Genomic DNA, 15,668 nt, shown 5'->3' on the forward strand with positions numbered 1-15,668 from the left:
TGCATTACGCTTCATCCTGAAACGGTGGGGTTATTAAAGCTGAAATCCTTTCCACTGATTACCGTACTCAATGCCGAGCGTGCTTAGTGCGGCATCCATTGCCTCAATAAACTCTGGTATCTGTTGGTCGAATTCCTGCATCATTTTTTCGTCGCGCTCTACCGGTATGTGGACAATTTCTTTTCCTCCCGGCATGCGTGGGTCGTAGTTTGCGAAATGCCAGACATCCTTTCCGGTGATCCACATTGAATACTGAACCTGAGCGGTGTATTCCTTTTTCATGGCCTTAATTCCGTTTAAAGCCAGGTCGATAAAGACTTCCGTTGTCCTGGGGCATTTAAGCTCAAGGCCAGCGCCGTCACTGCAAATGCCGTCCGGAGAGCAGGCCGTCCGCAGTGATTCATCCCTGAAAATTATCGGGTCTTCAGTGACCGTCAGGCCGCTGTAAAACTCGAATGTCATCCGTGCTTCGAGTTCGTAATCCTTTCCCCATTCCAGCGATCTGGCGCTAACATCCTTGCTTACGCCGGTGCAGACTTCACCGATAAGCGTATTGAAATACGTCTTTTTGGTGTCGCTCCATGTCGTCCCTGAGCGTGGTTTTGTGAGCACTTTCCAGACCTCTGAGGCGGTAATCACCCCGAGGCGCAGTGACATCCATTCTTCGCTTCCCTGCGATATTTTTGATAAATCGATGCCGGTTTTGCTGAGAATGATGTCGTTACTGATCATTATTCGCCTGCCTTCTTCCTTAGCATGTCGATGATGGTGTTGGCCTCAAATACGGTGAGCTGTTCCGGGTGGGAGATAGGGCGGTTGAATTTTTTGCTGATGAACGCGAGGAATGTATCGCTCCATTCACCATCAACTTTAATCATCAGATCAGCGATATCCTGCAGCTGGTTTTCTCCTGCAGGTGTAACGTCACGCTCCTGTGATTGCTCGCCTTTAAAATCGACACCTTCGCCGGATTCTGTGTTCACATAATCGATGGCCTGATCAAGTCGCTCACGGCGAGGCCAGTATTTAGCGGCCTGCTTTACGACTGTTTTCAGGATCATCTGTTCTTCATCAGTTACCCACGGGCAGGATTTTTGTTTTGATTTCCACGCCTTCCAGGCTGATGAGCGGTCGCGGATTGCGTAGATATCAGCAATCGGCATTGTGTGCGTCAGGTAATCGCCATCATCTGTTTTCACTACGACATACGCCCCGACAATATCGCCGCGCTCTTCTGCCGGTGCGAAAGCGTTGTATTCATGCCGTGGGGCGGTATCGATAGATGTTAGCTGGAAGTTATCGTTTTTGCGGACAATGCTGGATTGGCACCACTTTATTGCGCCTGATTGCTGCGCAATGTGCATCAGTCCCATGTAGCTGATATCGAGACAAACCTTTCTGTCTCTCGGAACAAGATAAGCCAGTTTTTGTGCCGGATTCAGGCTGATGCCGATAGCGGCAATATTCATTATTGCACTGCGAACCGACACCAGATTATTTATCGCTGTGGTCGCCAGGTAATCGTTATTGGCAAATATTTGCATAGCGAACTCAGATTCCCTTTTGAATGCTATGCTCGGCTCACAGCAAACCTGCTCAAAGTCCGTTTTGAGCGGGTTTATTGTTTCGTACACTTTTTGTATTGCGGTACTCATTGCTCTCTCCCGATGAGGTACGCATTCCGAATCCCTTCGAGTAATGCATCCAGTGATTTGCCGTTTTTGATGAAGATAGGATCCATTATCTTTTCCATTTCCGGCGATAAGATATGCTCAGGCAGTCCATCCATGAACTCGTCAGCATCCATACACAGAGCATCGTTTACGGCATCCTGCCATGCTGCATGCTCCAGCTGCCGCTCTTCCTGAGCATCCTGTGCTGCGTATGCGTTCATGCTGCCTCCTTGCGCATCTTCTCCGCTATCCGTGCGAAGAAAGAACTTCCGTGTCCGGCCTTGATTAACTCATCCGTGAAATCGTCCATGTATTCGTTGTTAATCATGAATTCGACCAGCTCGTTCATACTCCATGCTGACGAGCTGAGAAGCTGACTCAGGCTTCCGGTAATGTGATCGAACCCTTCATGCGTTGTTACTTTACGGCCAAGCACCGTCCGTGATGATGTCTGCCCTCCGGATATTTCCAGTCTCTGCATAAATCCCCCTTACATCGCCGTCGTGATAACAGCTACGGCGGCGACAATTACGAGTGCTAAATACTCAACCCAGCGAGGAACGTGCTTATTCCGCTTGGCTTGAGGCGTGACAATACGCACCGCGCAGCCATCGAGCATTGCGCGACAAGGTTTAGTTTTCATGTTGTTTACCTGCTGATATCCCGAGGTGGGATAGGGTGGGTTAGTAGTTCATTGAGAGGTGAGGGACTTCGCCTTTAATTACCAGCTCAAGGAATTTTGTTGCGGTTTTATCGTCAAATCCTGCTTCAGTCAGTGCCTGTAAAGCTTCGCGGTTGAATTTGCGCTGATGCTCTTTATTCGCCTGGCGCTTTAATTCTTCCTGCTTCTGGCGCTCAATCTCCGCCAGTCGTGCGCGTTCGGCTTCCTCTGCCTTTCGCCGCTCCGCTTCAACTGCGGCCATCTTTTCACGCTCAGCATTCGCGATAGCTTCCTGCTTTTCACGTTCTGCGCGTTCCTGCGCCTCTCTGGCCTCACGTTCGCGCTTAGCTGCCGCCTCGACTTCCTGTCGTGCTTTTAATTCCGCAGCTTCACGTTCCTGTTTGGCTTTCAGTTCAGCCGCCTCACGATCACGTTGTGCTTTCTGTTCAGCTTCGATTCGTGCCTGTTCTGCCGCCTGACGCTTGATTTCATTTTCATGCTCAATGCGTTTGCGTTCTTCTTCGGCTTTACGCAGGTCATGCAGTTCATTCATCTGTAGTGCTTCTTCGTGGTCACGCTCAATTTGGCGAGCTAATTCTTCCGCTGCCACACGCGCTTTTTCTGCATCTTCCCAGACTGTTACCGGTTGGCGGATTTCTTCGCTCAGTGCGTCGAGTTCATCCCGGCACTGCTTTCGACTGGCATCCACTTTTTTCGGCAGCTCTTTCAGCTCATCAACGACAACCTTTCCGGCTTTGTCGATGTATGTTTTTGACTGCGTAACTTTGTAGGCCAGCGATTTGATAGCATCGCGATTCTTAGCTTTCGATAAATCAGTATCGAGTAATGCCTGCTCTGCTAATGCTTTCTCCCGGATACCAGACAGCAGTACCTGAACCTTATCCGGCGCTGTAAAAAGGTCGAGCGCTGTCGCTGGCTCGATAACAACCAGTTCGTTTGCCATAATTAACTCCGTTTATTTATAGGGTGGGTTACTTCTGTGTGAAAGAGAGCAGGGCGTGCGGGTGTCCTGACATTGTTATTTCTCCCTTACTCTGAGCATTGCGTCTGCCATGCGGTAGTAAAATTCAGCTCTGGCCGTCAAGTATTCATCAGGAGTGCTATTTTCGTAATAGCCCGTGTTCTCATCCTGTGAAGCTAAATCACCTTGCATTGCAGCCATTGCGAATTTGTCGCGTAATGATGCCGCAGTATTAGAGCCATCTTTCGCGCAATATGGGTCGTAGTTTTTATCTGTCATACTTCCTCCTATGCACTTCCCTGTGCTACGTGATGTCCGATAACTAAATCCGCATCGGCATAATTAATACCGACACAGGTGTTTTATGTGGGTTTACGATGTCGCAAATAACCGCATCACAGGCTGTCTTTACCTGAATTTGAAGTGCAGGAAGTTTCGGATTAACGTACTTGGCTATCTTTTCCAGCTTCGCCATATATCCAGCGTTAAATCCTATTTTTGACGGCAACTGCTCATCTGCGTTTCTTGCATTTCTCATTACCCTGGAAACATCCGGATATTTACCATCAATGACACCGCAAAGCGTGACACCAACGGTTACTTCTTCATCGGTCAGAAGTTTCACAATGCCTGCGTCTGTATCAAAAACCGCATAATCAAATGTTTTGGTGGGTAGCTTTCCGACAGACAGGATAACTTCGTGGTCAATCTGGTTATCATGTTCACCGTAAGCAAGCATGTGTCCGTCAGTGCCTGCCACCTTTCCATCGGGAAGGAAGCAGATTCCGCAGATGTAATAGCGAACATCTCTTACCGCCATGCATTCCATGACAGCCAGAAGCGTTGCTTTGTCTATTCTCAATTGCATGCGTACTCCTGTTAATAGTTATCCCCGCTGCGGGGTGTTAGTCATACTTAACGCCGCAGAAAGGGCAGTAAGACATTTTTACGCAGTTACTGAGACGGGTAATATTTTTTGCCATCTCACCGCTTTTCTTTTTAGCCCGGTATGCGAGTTTGTAATTGAGCATTACGTAGGATTTGCCATCTTCAAGAGACAGCATTTTGTTATCCCAATCTGTTTCATAATCAATTATTTCGCCACCGGCAGGAACCTGTTGTGAAATGTGCTTTTTAATCTTCCCGCCCATTTCATTCATGCAGTTGCACATAACGTTATCCTTTCGTGATTGTGTTGTTAGTCAGTATTGGTGATTGGCCGATGGTCATGCTCTGGCCGTGATACCACCGTTCGGCATAATCGGCTTGCGGTTCATTCTAAGCTGCTTGCGTGGCGCTTCCGGCAGCTTCTTCATTTCAATCACCACCTGAGCCAGTGTTTCGAAATGGCATTCAGGCTTAATGATTGAATCAAAAATCTCCTCCACTGAGCGGCTTTTAGGCTTCGCTGCATACTCCGCGCATTTTCTGTCCCAGAAAGCATTTTGCTTTGCTAACCGGCGGTTCTTCGCGTTGTCTTTCTTTGGAATAACAGTAATTGTTGCCATATTGCCTCCTGAGTAATTTTTGGTGATTAGTGCCGGTTCGTTACGCCGGTTTCAGTCCGTATTCATGGTGAGTCCATGCCAGCCTTAAAGGTGGAATCGAACCACCTGAAACTTTCGCTATCACGATGGAATTGCCTGGCACATAGTTGCCTATGCGGTTTCGGTCAAACTCAATCGACTGTTACCATGAGTCAGCGGGCACTACCCGCATTCACCAATCCCAAAAACCACTCAGTGGTGATCTGACACTTATTCAGATCAGGTTCTAATTTGTTAAAGAGCTAAGTCCGTTTTATCTTTGGCTCCGTGCCGTTGATGGGATAACTATACAAGCATTGCTTTATCAAAACAAGAGTTACTTGTGTTTAATTTTATGGTAATTCCAATAAAACTTGTTATTTACTTGATTTAACAACCAATTTATTTTCAAAAAATCGTCACGATTGGACACAGATCACACAGGAGGAGGAGTTACAGGCACAAAAAAGCCCTCCGGAAAGGGCTTGGGGGTTATTGGTTTGCCAGAATGAATTGAACTTGAAAATTTCTAAGCAACTCATTAGTTCGAATTGTTTTTACTTTAAAGTGGTCACATATATCTGGAATTTTCGGTTTGCAGCCATTGTTTTTGTCTCGGATTTCATGAGTCACAACAATAGAGTTTGTTGCTTTTGCTTTAGCTATGATCCATGGGTCAGCAACACTCAGGAAATTTTGTATATGTGGCTGGCTATTTTTATGTCGCGGAGCATATTCATGCTGTACATAATTTACGATCTCGCCGAAGTATTTCTGAGTTTCTTTGTCATCAATATTTTGAAAACAATGCCTTATATCTTTTGACCACGAACATATTTCATCATCACGCTTTTGGAGTTCGTCGAAAACATTACGAATACTGATCAGTTGTCCATCAGCAAATTTCGAACCCAAGAAAGACCAAAATCCAGGGCACAAGTCAAAGCAGTAATAATCGTTCTGTGCTTGGATAAAAATATTTGCATCAATAAGATAGCTCAAAGCCCCAACTCCTTCTGAGCAAAATCATATAGTTTGTTTGGCTGTATTCCGGTTAGGCTTTGTGCTTCTCTTAAGAGGATTTTTCCTTCCAATGCCTGAGTAACAACAGCTACTGCTAAACGTTCGCTAATCCTTACTTTTTGATTTCTACCATAGGAACCGCCGCTAGATGTTGGTTTTTCGTTTATTTTATTTATAAATTGGCTGTATTCATGTTTGCTTATTAATTTTAAATCAACAGCTCGACGAGCAATTACCCATGCGCTAACGCGGAAAATATCTTTCAGGTTGTCAATATTTTCTTCAAAAGGGCGCTTTTCAATCCACTCAGCCAAGAAGATATTTTCTGGTGTTAAGTACTCAGCAGCGGAGGCATTGCAAATAACTTCTTCTTTTTCTCTGGCATTTAAAGATAGATCAGAGATAGCAGACTGCCCTAGGATTAAGTGAGATAGCTCATGAACTAAGGTAAATAATTGTGCGGCTTTTGCATCATTTGTATTAATGAATATCACTGGTGCGATTTTATCTGCGATGCAAAATCCACGGAAGTCATCGACGCTAATTGGCCTGCTGGTATTGTTTTTAACAACACCACTACGCATTACAAGAACACCTTGAGCCTCGATTTTTTTTACCATTTCAGAGAAAAAATCTCTCCACTTCCCTTTTTTGGGTGGGATTTCAATATCTATATATTGCTTTATCGTGGCTACTATTTTTTTGGGTGCGCTGTCGGGCGGCAAAGATCCTACGAGAGATACATCAGGCAGTCCGTTTCCAATAGCATATTCTCTGTACCAGTCCTGCTTAACAAGAACGTCACTGATGGTATCTTTTAATTCGATACTGATACGATTATCTCGACCACCAATGGTCCGCCTATCAGGGATGGGGAGCTTTTCTTCTGGCGGAGTATCGAGGTACAGGTAGCCAAATGGTATTTTTGTGATGCTGGCGTATCTCTGTGCCTGAGCAAAAGATATCGGCTCTCTTCCTTCCTCCCAGGCTATGATTATATCCACAGGCTTTTTGAATTTTTCAGCGATATAGTCCGCAGAGAGAGATGCTCTACATCTCGCCCACGTTAATATATCGCTGTTAATAAATGCCTGAACCATCATCTACCCTAAATTTATAAGTGACTGCACTAACTGAAGTATGGATTTTAACTGGTTTAATATCAATTCGGTTGTTCCTATTGTTCCGAATCGGTCACACCACCACACCCTAAAACGTGTCGTCAGGCCACTGTTACTAATACGCCATCACAGACCAGTTGAAGACTCTGCCCACAATTTTTACAGTCGTCGGGTCAGCTTCTTCATCCGGGAAGTCGATTGAGTTATAGCTGCGAATGATCAGCTTGCCAGGCTGGCGCAGTAGCTGCTTAATCCGCAGCAGTCCGTCCTGTTCAATGAAGTAAATTCCACCATCAACAATGGTCTTATCGCCGCAGTTCACGAACACAGTGGTTCCACTCGGGATTACCGGCGACATACTCTCACCATGCACAGGAAACGAAGCTACATCTTTCGGTGAAATGCCATAACGACGAAGCGTAGAGCGAGAGAAGCGGAGTTTGTAGCCGTTATTATCGCTCCCGCCATTGCATCCATTACCGGCGGCAAGCTCTATACTTTTGTAATACGGCACCTCAACCTCGTCGTCATCAAGAGGCGTACTGCTATCCCATTCAGCCACTTCTCTTGGCTTGAAGTCTTTTACAGGTATTCCGTCTCGGGTATCGGATCCAAAAAGCAACCAATTAGCATCAACACCCAGTATTTCCGCAATTTTAACCACTCGGTTTTTCTTTGGCTCAGTAACGCTCTCCCACTGCTGAACGGATTGGGGAGTAACGCCAACCTTTTCCGCCAGCTCTGCCTGGGTCATTTTTTTCGCAAGTCTCGCTTGCTTGATTCTGTCATGCATAGTTTTCATGCCTTCAATATACAAGCATAGCTTTTAGCGTTCCAGCAAGTTACGCTTGCTTAAATAAAGTATTGCTTGTATTATTCTTGTGTTAATCAGTAAAAGGGAAAACACTATGAACGGATTAGATACTGCCATCAAAAAAGCAGGCGGCGTCCCTGCACTGGCTAAGTTGCTCAAAATTAGCGATCAGGCAGTTAGGCAGTGGGAACAAAAGGGTTATATCCCGCCAGCTAGGTACAAAGAAATTAACCAGTTGCTTGGCATTCCATTTGAAGAATTAGTCCATAGCAAAAAACAGTAACACCACCGCTCTTTACACAATTTAGCCCGTTCCGGATATGTGCTGGAACATTTTTCAACACAGCAACACCTCACAGGAAGTGAGCGAATAACTGTATCTCAATAAGGACATTATGAATTATGGAAAATGCAAATCCACGCAAATCGTTTAACCAGTTTGTGTCAAATCATCTGATGGCAACAGCTCATCAGGCACTGAGAAGCACCACACAGACAGTGGTTGCAAAACTGCTCGGTGTACACGATTCAACAGTCTTACGCAGAACAGAAAAGTTACCGGAGATATGCGAGACATTGGCCGCAGCCGGTATCACAGATTTTGTTTTGCCGGGCGAGAAGAAAATCAGCGAGGAAGAGTACCGGTTTCTGTGGAAGCAGATCGGCGAGCTCTCTCTGATGAGAACAAAAGAAAACGCCCCGGCTGTTGGAGCAGCAGAGGCGCATTGAGAGAAGCACTTAACAATCACACTGTATCAATAACCAGTGATTTAGGAAAGGGGAATATACGGTTTCCCCTTTTTTGATGCAGCAAATAACGGAGTAATTATACATGAAAGTAATTACGAAACAAAGATATGGAGGTCGCTATGGGGGTTGTTAGGCATGCGGATTTTGCCAACAAACAACTATCGCCGGATAAGCCGGAGGTTAACGTGGCAAGCCTTGAAGACGGATATTTCCGCACCGCAACAAGCATAGGGAAACTGAAGCCAAAACTGAAAATGTCAGGCCAGGAGCACCAAGTGTTTGACGCGGTGATCATGTGCACATTCGGATGGAACAAGTCCGAAGATAAAGTGACGAATACCTACATCGCGGAAATGACAGACCTTGATGATTCAGATGTGAACAAAGCACTGAATAAGCTAGCCAACAGACGAATCATAAATTTAAGAAAATCAGGGCTGTTCAAAATTATCAGCGTCAATAAAAAGCTGGATGAATGGGTTCTTAACAGGCAAAAAACAGAGAAAGTTAAACCACCCAAAAGTTCGGGTGAAACCACCCAAGAAGTTGGGTGTTTTAACCTTTCAAGTTTGGTGGAATCACCCAACACCAAAGACAGTCTTACCAAAGACAATAAAGATCTAAATACCCCTATATCCCCTAAACCTGAAAAACAGGTTAAGCCTGAACCGTTTGACGCAATGGGGCATCCTCTGCCTGATTGGCTGAGTCGTGATACCTGGGTGGGTTGGGTTACCTACCGGAAAGACCTGAAAAAACCGATCAAGACAAAACAGACGCTCAACGGGCTGATATCCAAGCTTACTAAATTCTACGAAGCCGGACACTCACCGGAAAGCGTTATCGAAGAGTCAATATCAAATGGCTGGACAGGTCTGTTTATGCCGAAATCACCGCCTACACGGCAACGTATTGTTCAGCCTAAGCGTGTTCAGCAATTCATACCGGAGGACTTCTGATGGCAACAGCAGCGCAGACTCTGGCGCGGTTTAACCGCATGAAGCCGGAGCACATCAAGCCAAAATTCACGAATGCTGCTGAGCTGATGGCGTGGCAGCGTGAGCAGGGCGCTATCGATGCGAAACGGATCGCCGATGAAAACCGGGTTACCCGTCTCAATAAAATCATGGGTCGCTCTGGTATCAGCCCGTTACATCAGGAATGCACTTTCGATAATTACCAGGCGACAACGCAGGAGCAGCAGCGGGCTCTCAGTAAATCGCAGCAGTACGCAGCTGAGTTCGGCAAATCATTTGGCGGGTTTATTTTCAGCGGCAATCCCGGTACCGGTAAAAACCATCTGGCAGCTGCTATCGGCAACCAGATAATCCGGAACGGGAAAAGCATTCTGATCGCCACTCTGCCAGACCTGATGATGCGTGTCCGTGAGACATACCAGAAAGTGGCAAAAACTACGGAGTCGCAGCTGATCAACGACCTGTGCGAAGTAGATTTACTGGTGCTGGATGATGTCGGCGTACAGCGTAATAACCTGAACGAAGAGCTGATTATCTTCCAGGTGGTAGACCGCAGGTTATCGAATAAAAAGCCGGTAGGTGTGCTGACCAATCTCAATTTTGACGAACTGGCGAAAGCATTGGGTGATCGGGTTATTGACCGCCTGAGAATGGGATCGCCGACCGTTATCAATTTCACCTGGGAAAGTTTCCGCAGACAGGTTAAGTAGCGGCATAACCCAGGACAGAAGGACTTTTGATATGAGCAGGAATGGAAATTGCAAACCTCGGGTAGAGAAAAAAATAACAAAATCAGCAATGGAGTTACTGATTAAGTTGTGCCCAAGTCAGTACCAGAAAGAAGATTTTTATTTGGACGATGAATGTAACGAATGGCATTTCGGACAGACTGACTATTGGGGGGAGTTTGACGCTTACGATGCATTTTATGAACTACACAAAAACCTGATCACTGAAACCACTGATTGGGAAGGTGTGTTCAGAGCTGGTGAAAGTAATAGCGATGAAGCCCCATATTATTCACCGTGGAGACTGAGTAAGAAAGTGGGTAGGCGCGAGGTTATTTCTCATTGCCGTAAGCTTGTTAAGGCTGGCGTTGTTTGGTGATACCGGAGGGCTTTTGATTATGAGCGGATACGCTTTGCTTCAGGAATGTTATTTCACTGATGCAGACAAACACGCCTGGATGGATGCCATGAGTTATTTACTGGAAAACTACAGCGAGTTTCCGGCAGATATGGATATGAATATTCAGCATAAGCCTGAGTTCAGGAATTTCAGATTTATGAGAGCTCCTGGCGGCGGGGTTATGTTTGCAAACTGCATCGTGCCCGGTATCACAGCTGATGATTTTAATCAGTTCAAGACGATTAACTGAGGACTTTTGATTATGACTACAGAACAAATCGCAGAATTAAAACGTATTGCACTGGAAAAACACCGTGAAGCTGAAAAGGCCATGTATGCCTATGCAAAAGAGTGTGACGGCGTTGAGCGTGTGGAGGCGTTTGAAGCATACGAAAACATCAGAACAGCAACGCGGGTTCGCGGATAGGGCACGGAGGACTTTTGATTATGGAACCAACGGATTTTGAAAAGTGGTGTGCTGGGGAACTTGGTTATACACCTGAGTACATCATGATGCAGCGGAAAATAAACTTTTTCGGCGGACATGAATACAACCACAGTGAGATTGCGAAAAGATACCGCGCATGGAATGCCGGAGTTTGCAGCAGACTGCCGTACCAGACACCGCCAAAAGGAGATGAAGATGGAATGGATTAAGTGCTCGGAAAGAATGCCGGAAGAGTCAGGCCGATACCTGTGTTACGTGGAAGAGGTAAATTGCCTTGGAAAAAGCCATTATCAATGGAATTGTTCGTGGAATGGAGAGTGCTTTAGAGATGATGCGCTTAGCGGAAGGGTAACCCACTGGATGCCACTGCCACAACCACCGGAGGAGTGATGAAAGCCCTGCGATATTTATTTCATGATAGATGGGTTCTGACTAAGTGGCGGCGACACAACAAACCCAGCGCAGATTTAGCCGATAACATTATCAGGTGTTACAAGCTGACAGGCTGGGTGGCAGAAGACGTCAGGCGCATCTGTAGCAAACCATATCCGGAGAAGCGACCGAAATGACAGAGAAAACACAGAAGCCTAGGTGGGCAAAATTAAAAGGTAACGTAGTCACATATCTGTTCAGGTGGGCAATCGGAATCATATTCTTTGTTCCTATGGCCGTAGTCTATTTCATCTTTTTTTTGCTTGATACACCAATACACTTTGTCAGGCAGCGAATGAGAGAATTTTTATTTTCATCAATGGACTATATCGAAAAAAAATATCCATTCAGGAAGGGCAATCAGCATGAATAAACTCAGGCCATGCCCGTTTTGCGGCGGGGAAAATATTAAGTCATTTTGGTTTTTCGCCGACACGGAAAATGAAAAGCATGTAAGGCAGTCAGCAATTTACTGTGATGATTGCCCCGGCCAGGTGATAGCGATTGGTTTTAAACGTGACGCAATCACCGCCTGGAACCGCAGAGCACCACAATGTGAGAAGGAGTAGGGGATGGATGAAATTATCAAATACGCGACCATCGGCCTGATGGCGGTGGGTTATTTTTGGATTATCGCAAAATCAGTCGAGTGGTTTCTGGGTCTGATATTCAGGAAGGCATTCAAGCGTAAGGAAAAAGATCGCAAACAGGCAGCGATAAACGAGTTATATGATGCCTATGAGCTTGGCGACATAAAACCAGAGGGTCACATGAAGGTAGAAACGAAAGGCGGCTTGGTCATTTTCATGTATCGCAGGCCGGAGGAATAGGGGGTAATGTGGAAAATTTCTGTCTGCACGAATCCAACAAAAAACTGTTTTACGAGCAACTAAAATCACTACTGAATACCCACCCGAAGTTAAGTATCACCGCAAAACCCTACCGCCCGAAACGAAGCCTTTCACAAAATTCACTCAGCCATGTCTGGTACAAAGAAATCAGCGATTACCTGATTCGTGCCGGTCGTCCGTTCTGTACAGAGGCATGGGTAAAAAGAAGTCTGAAGGCGACATACCTCGGATTTGAAACCACTGAGTACACCGATGTTATTACCGGCGAGAAAACGCAGCGTGAGACGCTCAGGCGCACTTCAAAACTGGATAAAGGTGATATGCATTACTTTCTTCAGCAAATCGAATCATGGGCTGCACAGTTCGGTTTAATACTGACTACGCCTGAGGATTCGGAGTACATGAAACTCAAAAGGGAGCAGGACGCATGAAGAAATCAAATTTACTTATGGCTCTGGCTGTTGGCTTGTCGGCGAATGGCCTTGCCTGGGCGCTGCGTGATAGCGCAAGAGGTTATCACTATCCCCTGTCACGCAACCGCATTACCGGTCACCGGAAACTGAACCGGCAGGCGCAGAAGCGGAGGAAAGCAAAGTGACAAGGGGGAAGAAAACTTATATCAAAACCGCCGAACAGAAACAGGATGTATGCCTACGGATAGTCCGGAATCTTCGCCAGTTGGACAGTTTCACGGTGAAGGCGGTTTCACTGGCCGCTGAGTTAAAAATCATGATGGCGACCACGTTTGTCAAAATGATGGAAGATATCGGCAGTGTCCGCGTCAGCCACAAAATCGGAAAGCAGGTCTATTACGTTTTTGATGATTATGCCGTATCAAAAATTAAGGCTCACTTCAGCAGCTTTCCCGATAAGAAGCGTACCGGCACGAAGGTGAAAACGCCGGTATCTGAGCAGGAGGCCCGCCGTGGAATGCCAACTGTGCAGTAAAGAACTGGCCGACGATGAAGTTTACGTGTGCGACCAGTGCGCCAGTGAATGCCCGCATCTGGAAGTAGTCGAGAAGATAAAAGGAGATGGTGATGATCAAACGCATCCTGGGATATCTGAGTAATCCGTTCACTCTGAGTTGGGTGATATTTGTTATTGCACTCGGCATCTATAAATACTGGGGGTGAGTATGGCTAACTTACGAAAAGAAGCACGCGGCAGAGAATGCCAGATCCGAATTCCTGGAGTGTGCAACGGCAATTCTGAAACGGTGGTGCTGGCTCATTATCGGATGCCGGGATTGTGCGGCACCGGAATTAAATCACCGGACATTTTTGGCGCATGGGCGTGTAGTGCATGTCATGACGAAATCGACCGACGTACGCGCCTCACAGACGCTGAGTATGCAAAACAGTGTCACCTTGAGGGCGTTATCCGGACTCAGGCGCAGTTGCTGGCAGAGGGGAAAATATCGGCATGAACCAATATCACCTTAAGTTGCCGTGGCCTCCGTCCAACAACACGTACTGGAGACACGCCAGAGGTCGGCACTACATCGCAGAGAAAGGAACCAGATACCGACAGCACATCACAGAATTAATCAGACAGCAAAACCTCGATATCAGCACCACATCCCGCATCAGAATCAGTATCACAGCGAATCCCCCGGACAAACGACAGAGAGACCTCGATAACCTGCCAAAGGCTGTTTTCGATTCGCTCACTCACGCCGGTTTCTGGAAGGACGACAGCCAGATTGATGATATGCGGATCAGGCGCGGTGAAAGGGTAAGCGGCGGGTCACTGGATGTCACGATATGGGAGATAGGGGATGAAACCTGAAATCACATCGATACCGGAAATGCTGGTTAAGCACTACGGGAACATGACTGCACTGGCGAGAGAGCTGGAAATAAACCGGAACACCGTCAGGAAGTTTCACCGTGATACCCGGTGCGAAATGCACGTTATCTACAACGGCGTGCTGATGACAAAATCCAAGATGAAAGGCAACCAGGGGAAAGAGCAATGAGAGATGAACCTTTTTACTTGTTGGCGCACGTTGCCAATAAAAATGACCTGCGGCGGGTGTGGTGCGGTGCCCGTAAAAATATCTCTGACGGCAAGCGGGTGTGGGTTCGTTACATGCTCATGACGTGGGGTAATGCGTACGGTGGCAATGACTACGGTTCAAGCGAATGCAGTGTTATTGGTCGCCTGATGATCCGCACTGAGTGGAGTGACACTGAGGGTGAAAGAATCATCAAGGTGGTTAAAGACCTGCATAAAATGGGTTATCGCGGAGATGAGTTGTTCAAAAAGTCTCACGAAATACTCAATCCGAAGAAAACAATAAACGACATCATTGCTCTCGCCAAAGAATCAGATGATGCCGCTTTTGTTGAAAAGGTAATGACCGACAGGTTTAAAAAAGATAACCCAATCCGTCATGTGGCTATTAAACGGTATTGTGAGCGCAAATACCCGCAAAAGATGGCGCGTGAGCTTACTTTCATGACGGGAATCAGCATCCAGCAGGGAACCAGGCGCATCGAATGGGCAGAGAGACTACTGGAAGAGGAGATGTTTTACGCAATGGAGCGCGAGTTAAAACGAGAGGAGTGTCCGATTTCATAAATATATATTAAAAATGTTGCAAATCGCGAAATTTCAGTGTAGTGTTTGTGATATGCTCAGGCAGTTAAAGGCAAGAGCAGGTAACAGGGTAAAAGAGGCGGCTCCTGTTATCGATACCGCCTAGTTCGTCACTTCGCCGCAGGGCTGGGACTCGAACCGCATCGGCTGAGAGGTCGAAAGAATGCAGAGCGAGGAAGTAAGTAAACGGCGCACACCGGCGGGAAACTGGCCTTGTGTCGAAGCATGCATAACAGCCCTCTCCGGAGGGCTTTTTCATATCTGCAACTTGTAAGGGTTACTTACAGGTTCAACTCTCCGGAATTTCCGGATAGTTCACATGTTCGGTTATTCCGAACAACTGAATTACGGAGTCATTAATGCGAAGTAAAGCAATAAGACGCCATCACGAGAAACGCCTAAAATCCAAGCGCAGCAAATATTACAATGCCGGACACGCCACTAAACGCAGCATAGGCATGTGCTACCGTACTCCCGCACTGTGTGGTTGCTGGATGTGCGCTAATCACAGGAAAGTATTCGGCATGAGCATCAAAGAAGTTCGCGACCGGCAGATGTTTGTCGATGTAGGTGTTTTTTCAGAAGTCTATTAATAGTTCACATAACGCATGTACCACGAGTACATTGCGCGTACGGATTCGTTATGCGAGTCCAGCATTCCAAAGGTCGCCCTGTGCG

General features: G+C 46.5%; 32 protein-coding genes. 19 read left to right on the top strand and 13 right to left on the bottom strand.

Annotated elements, in window-relative coordinates; all coding sequences use genetic code 11:
- Positions 1 to 33: 33 nt before the first annotated feature.
- The 13 genes from ACSBQN_RS02905 to ACSBQN_RS02965 all read right to left on the bottom strand — a co-directional run bounded on the left by ACSBQN_RS02905 (position 34) and on the right by ACSBQN_RS02965 (position 7,779).
- Positions 34 to 729: a lambda exonuclease family protein gene (locus ACSBQN_RS02905; protein ID WP_434991617.1), complete on the bottom strand. Its 696-nt coding sequence runs from the start codon at positions 727 to 729 to the stop codon at positions 34 to 36.
- A 2-nt stretch (positions 730 to 731) separates the two neighbouring features.
- A complete protein-coding gene (locus ACSBQN_RS02910) occupies positions 732 to 1,544 on the bottom strand; it encodes a recombinase RecT (protein ID WP_434991546.1) in 813 nt (270 codons plus the stop codon).
- A 107-nt stretch (positions 1,545 to 1,651) separates the two neighbouring features.
- Entirely contained in the window at positions 1,652 to 1,894 is a 243-nt protein-coding gene (locus ACSBQN_RS02915; protein ID WP_024473581.1) for a hypothetical protein, read from the bottom strand.
- Complete coding sequence (locus tag ACSBQN_RS02920) at positions 1,891 to 2,154, bottom strand: hypothetical protein (RefSeq protein WP_024473580.1); 264 nt, start codon at positions 2,152 to 2,154, stop codon at positions 1,891 to 1,893. The genes ACSBQN_RS02915 and ACSBQN_RS02920 overlap by 4 nt, the downstream gene beginning before the upstream one ends.
- A gap of 9 nt (positions 2,155 to 2,163) precedes the next feature.
- Positions 2,164 to 2,316: a hypothetical protein gene (locus tag ACSBQN_RS02925; protein ID WP_434991548.1), complete on the bottom strand. Its 153-nt coding sequence runs from the start codon at positions 2,314 to 2,316 to the stop codon at positions 2,164 to 2,166.
- Between the two features lie 40 nt (positions 2,317 to 2,356).
- The gene (locus ACSBQN_RS02930; protein ID WP_024473579.1) at positions 2,357 to 3,298 is read right to left on the bottom strand and encodes a hypothetical protein; all 942 of its coding nucleotides are present in this window, start codon (positions 3,296 to 3,298) and stop codon (positions 2,357 to 2,359) included.
- A 75-nt stretch (positions 3,299 to 3,373) separates the two neighbouring features.
- Entirely contained in the window at positions 3,374 to 3,595 is a 222-nt protein-coding gene (locus ACSBQN_RS02935) for a hypothetical protein (protein ID WP_024473578.1), read from the bottom strand.
- 43 nt (positions 3,596 to 3,638) lie between these two features.
- On the bottom strand, positions 3,639 to 4,184 hold the full coding sequence (locus ACSBQN_RS02940; RefSeq protein ID WP_096875405.1) for a hypothetical protein: 546 nt from the start codon (positions 4,182 to 4,184) through the stop codon (positions 3,639 to 3,641).
- A 37-nt stretch (positions 4,185 to 4,221) separates the two neighbouring features.
- On the bottom strand, positions 4,222 to 4,476 hold the full coding sequence (locus ACSBQN_RS02945; protein WP_225902559.1) for a hypothetical protein: 255 nt from the start codon (positions 4,474 to 4,476) through the stop codon (positions 4,222 to 4,224).
- A gap of 66 nt (positions 4,477 to 4,542) precedes the next feature.
- The gene (locus ACSBQN_RS02950) at positions 4,543 to 4,824 is read right to left on the bottom strand and encodes a hypothetical protein (RefSeq protein WP_434991549.1); all 282 of its coding nucleotides are present in this window, start codon (positions 4,822 to 4,824) and stop codon (positions 4,543 to 4,545) included.
- Between the two features lie 510 nt (positions 4,825 to 5,334).
- A complete protein-coding gene (locus ACSBQN_RS02955) occupies positions 5,335 to 5,844 on the bottom strand; it encodes a DUF4411 family protein (RefSeq protein ID WP_434991550.1) in 510 nt (169 codons plus the stop codon).
- Entirely contained in the window at positions 5,841 to 6,965 is a 1,125-nt protein-coding gene (locus ACSBQN_RS02960) for an ImmA/IrrE family metallo-endopeptidase (protein ID WP_434991551.1), read from the bottom strand. The genes ACSBQN_RS02955 and ACSBQN_RS02960 overlap by 4 nt, the downstream gene beginning before the upstream one ends.
- A gap of 136 nt (positions 6,966 to 7,101) precedes the next feature.
- Positions 7,102 to 7,779: an XRE family transcriptional regulator gene (locus tag ACSBQN_RS02965; RefSeq protein WP_420191616.1), complete on the bottom strand. Its 678-nt coding sequence runs from the start codon at positions 7,777 to 7,779 to the stop codon at positions 7,102 to 7,104.
- Between the two features lie 115 nt (positions 7,780 to 7,894).
- On the opposite strand from ACSBQN_RS02965, the gene ACSBQN_RS02970 reads away from it, so the two are divergent.
- From ACSBQN_RS02970 to ACSBQN_RS03060, 19 genes are all read left to right on the top strand, one after another.
- Positions 7,895 to 8,083 (top strand): Cro/CI family transcriptional regulator, encoded by a 189-nt coding sequence (locus tag ACSBQN_RS02970; RefSeq protein WP_024473570.1) that lies wholly within the window; start codon positions 7,895 to 7,897, stop codon positions 8,081 to 8,083.
- A gap of 119 nt (positions 8,084 to 8,202) precedes the next feature.
- Positions 8,203 to 8,529, top strand: coding sequence for a hypothetical protein (locus ACSBQN_RS02975; protein ID WP_024473569.1), 327 nt, complete (start codon positions 8,203 to 8,205; stop codon positions 8,527 to 8,529).
- A 128-nt stretch (positions 8,530 to 8,657) separates the two neighbouring features.
- Positions 8,658 to 9,509, top strand: coding sequence for a replication protein (locus ACSBQN_RS02980; protein ID WP_434991552.1), 852 nt, complete (start codon positions 8,658 to 8,660; stop codon positions 9,507 to 9,509).
- Positions 9,509 to 10,237: an ATP-binding protein gene (locus tag ACSBQN_RS02985; protein ID WP_434991553.1), complete on the top strand. Its 729-nt coding sequence runs from the start codon at positions 9,509 to 9,511 to the stop codon at positions 10,235 to 10,237. Before ACSBQN_RS02980 ends, ACSBQN_RS02985 begins: the two co-directional genes overlap by 1 nt.
- Before the next feature lie 31 nt (positions 10,238 to 10,268).
- Positions 10,269 to 10,634 (top strand): hypothetical protein, encoded by a 366-nt coding sequence (locus tag ACSBQN_RS02990; protein WP_434991554.1) that lies wholly within the window; start codon positions 10,269 to 10,271, stop codon positions 10,632 to 10,634.
- A gap of 19 nt (positions 10,635 to 10,653) precedes the next feature.
- The gene (locus ACSBQN_RS02995; protein ID WP_434991555.1) at positions 10,654 to 10,905 is read left to right on the top strand and encodes a hypothetical protein; all 252 of its coding nucleotides are present in this window, start codon (positions 10,654 to 10,656) and stop codon (positions 10,903 to 10,905) included.
- A gap of 12 nt (positions 10,906 to 10,917) precedes the next feature.
- Positions 10,918 to 11,082, top strand: a complete 165-nt coding sequence (locus ACSBQN_RS03000; RefSeq protein ID WP_193756056.1) for a hypothetical protein — start codon at positions 10,918 to 10,920, stop codon at positions 11,080 to 11,082.
- Positions 11,083 to 11,102: 20 nt separating this feature from the next.
- Positions 11,103 to 11,312: a hypothetical protein gene (locus ACSBQN_RS03005; RefSeq protein ID WP_434991556.1), complete on the top strand. Its 210-nt coding sequence runs from the start codon at positions 11,103 to 11,105 to the stop codon at positions 11,310 to 11,312.
- A 13-nt stretch (positions 11,313 to 11,325) separates the two neighbouring features.
- A complete protein-coding gene (locus ACSBQN_RS03010) occupies positions 11,326 to 11,493 on the top strand; it encodes a DUF551 domain-containing protein (RefSeq protein ID WP_230486474.1) in 168 nt (55 codons plus the stop codon).
- 407 nt (positions 11,494 to 11,900) lie between these two features.
- A complete protein-coding gene (locus ACSBQN_RS03015; protein WP_434991557.1) occupies positions 11,901 to 12,104 on the top strand; it encodes a Lar family restriction alleviation protein in 204 nt (67 codons plus the stop codon).
- 3 nt (positions 12,105 to 12,107) lie between these two features.
- Positions 12,108 to 12,365 carry a DUF4752 family protein gene (locus ACSBQN_RS03020; RefSeq protein WP_434991558.1) on the top strand — a complete coding sequence of 86 codons (258 nt, stop codon included), beginning with the start codon at positions 12,108 to 12,110 and terminating at the stop codon, positions 12,363 to 12,365.
- Positions 12,366 to 12,373: 8 nt separating this feature from the next.
- A complete protein-coding gene (locus ACSBQN_RS03025; RefSeq protein ID WP_434991559.1) occupies positions 12,374 to 12,817 on the top strand; it encodes a recombination protein NinB in 444 nt (147 codons plus the stop codon).
- Positions 12,814 to 12,984 carry a hypothetical protein gene (locus ACSBQN_RS03030; RefSeq protein WP_159298460.1) on the top strand — a complete coding sequence of 57 codons (171 nt, stop codon included), beginning with the start codon at positions 12,814 to 12,816 and terminating at the stop codon, positions 12,982 to 12,984. Before ACSBQN_RS03025 ends, ACSBQN_RS03030 begins: the two co-directional genes overlap by 4 nt.
- Positions 12,985 to 13,064: 80 nt before the next feature.
- Entirely contained in the window at positions 13,065 to 13,334 is a 270-nt protein-coding gene (locus ACSBQN_RS03035) for a hypothetical protein (RefSeq protein WP_434991560.1), read from the top strand.
- Between the two features lie 190 nt (positions 13,335 to 13,524).
- Positions 13,525 to 13,815, top strand: coding sequence for a DUF1364 domain-containing protein (locus ACSBQN_RS03040; protein ID WP_036421457.1), 291 nt, complete (start codon positions 13,525 to 13,527; stop codon positions 13,813 to 13,815).
- On the top strand, positions 13,812 to 14,177 hold the full coding sequence (rusA, locus tag ACSBQN_RS03045; RefSeq protein ID WP_036421460.1) for a crossover junction endodeoxyribonuclease RusA: 366 nt from the start codon (positions 13,812 to 13,814) through the stop codon (positions 14,175 to 14,177). The genes ACSBQN_RS03040 and rusA overlap by 4 nt, the downstream gene beginning before the upstream one ends.
- The gene (locus ACSBQN_RS03050; RefSeq protein ID WP_337135388.1) at positions 14,167 to 14,367 is read left to right on the top strand and encodes a NinH; all 201 of its coding nucleotides are present in this window, start codon (positions 14,167 to 14,169) and stop codon (positions 14,365 to 14,367) included. The genes rusA and ACSBQN_RS03050 overlap by 11 nt, the downstream gene beginning before the upstream one ends.
- The gene (locus ACSBQN_RS03055; RefSeq protein ID WP_062772854.1) at positions 14,364 to 14,972 is read left to right on the top strand and encodes a hypothetical protein; all 609 of its coding nucleotides are present in this window, start codon (positions 14,364 to 14,366) and stop codon (positions 14,970 to 14,972) included. The genes ACSBQN_RS03050 and ACSBQN_RS03055 overlap by 4 nt, the downstream gene beginning before the upstream one ends.
- Positions 14,973 to 15,349: 377 nt before the next feature.
- Complete coding sequence (locus ACSBQN_RS03060) at positions 15,350 to 15,583, top strand: hypothetical protein (protein ID WP_350820639.1); 234 nt, start codon at positions 15,350 to 15,352, stop codon at positions 15,581 to 15,583.
- Positions 15,584 to 15,668 lie beyond the last annotated feature (85 nt).

It is taken from the genome of Morganella sp. B601, assembly GCF_051172335.1.
GTDB classification, from domain to species: domain Bacteria; phylum Pseudomonadota; class Gammaproteobacteria; order Enterobacterales; family Enterobacteriaceae; genus Morganella; species Morganella morganii.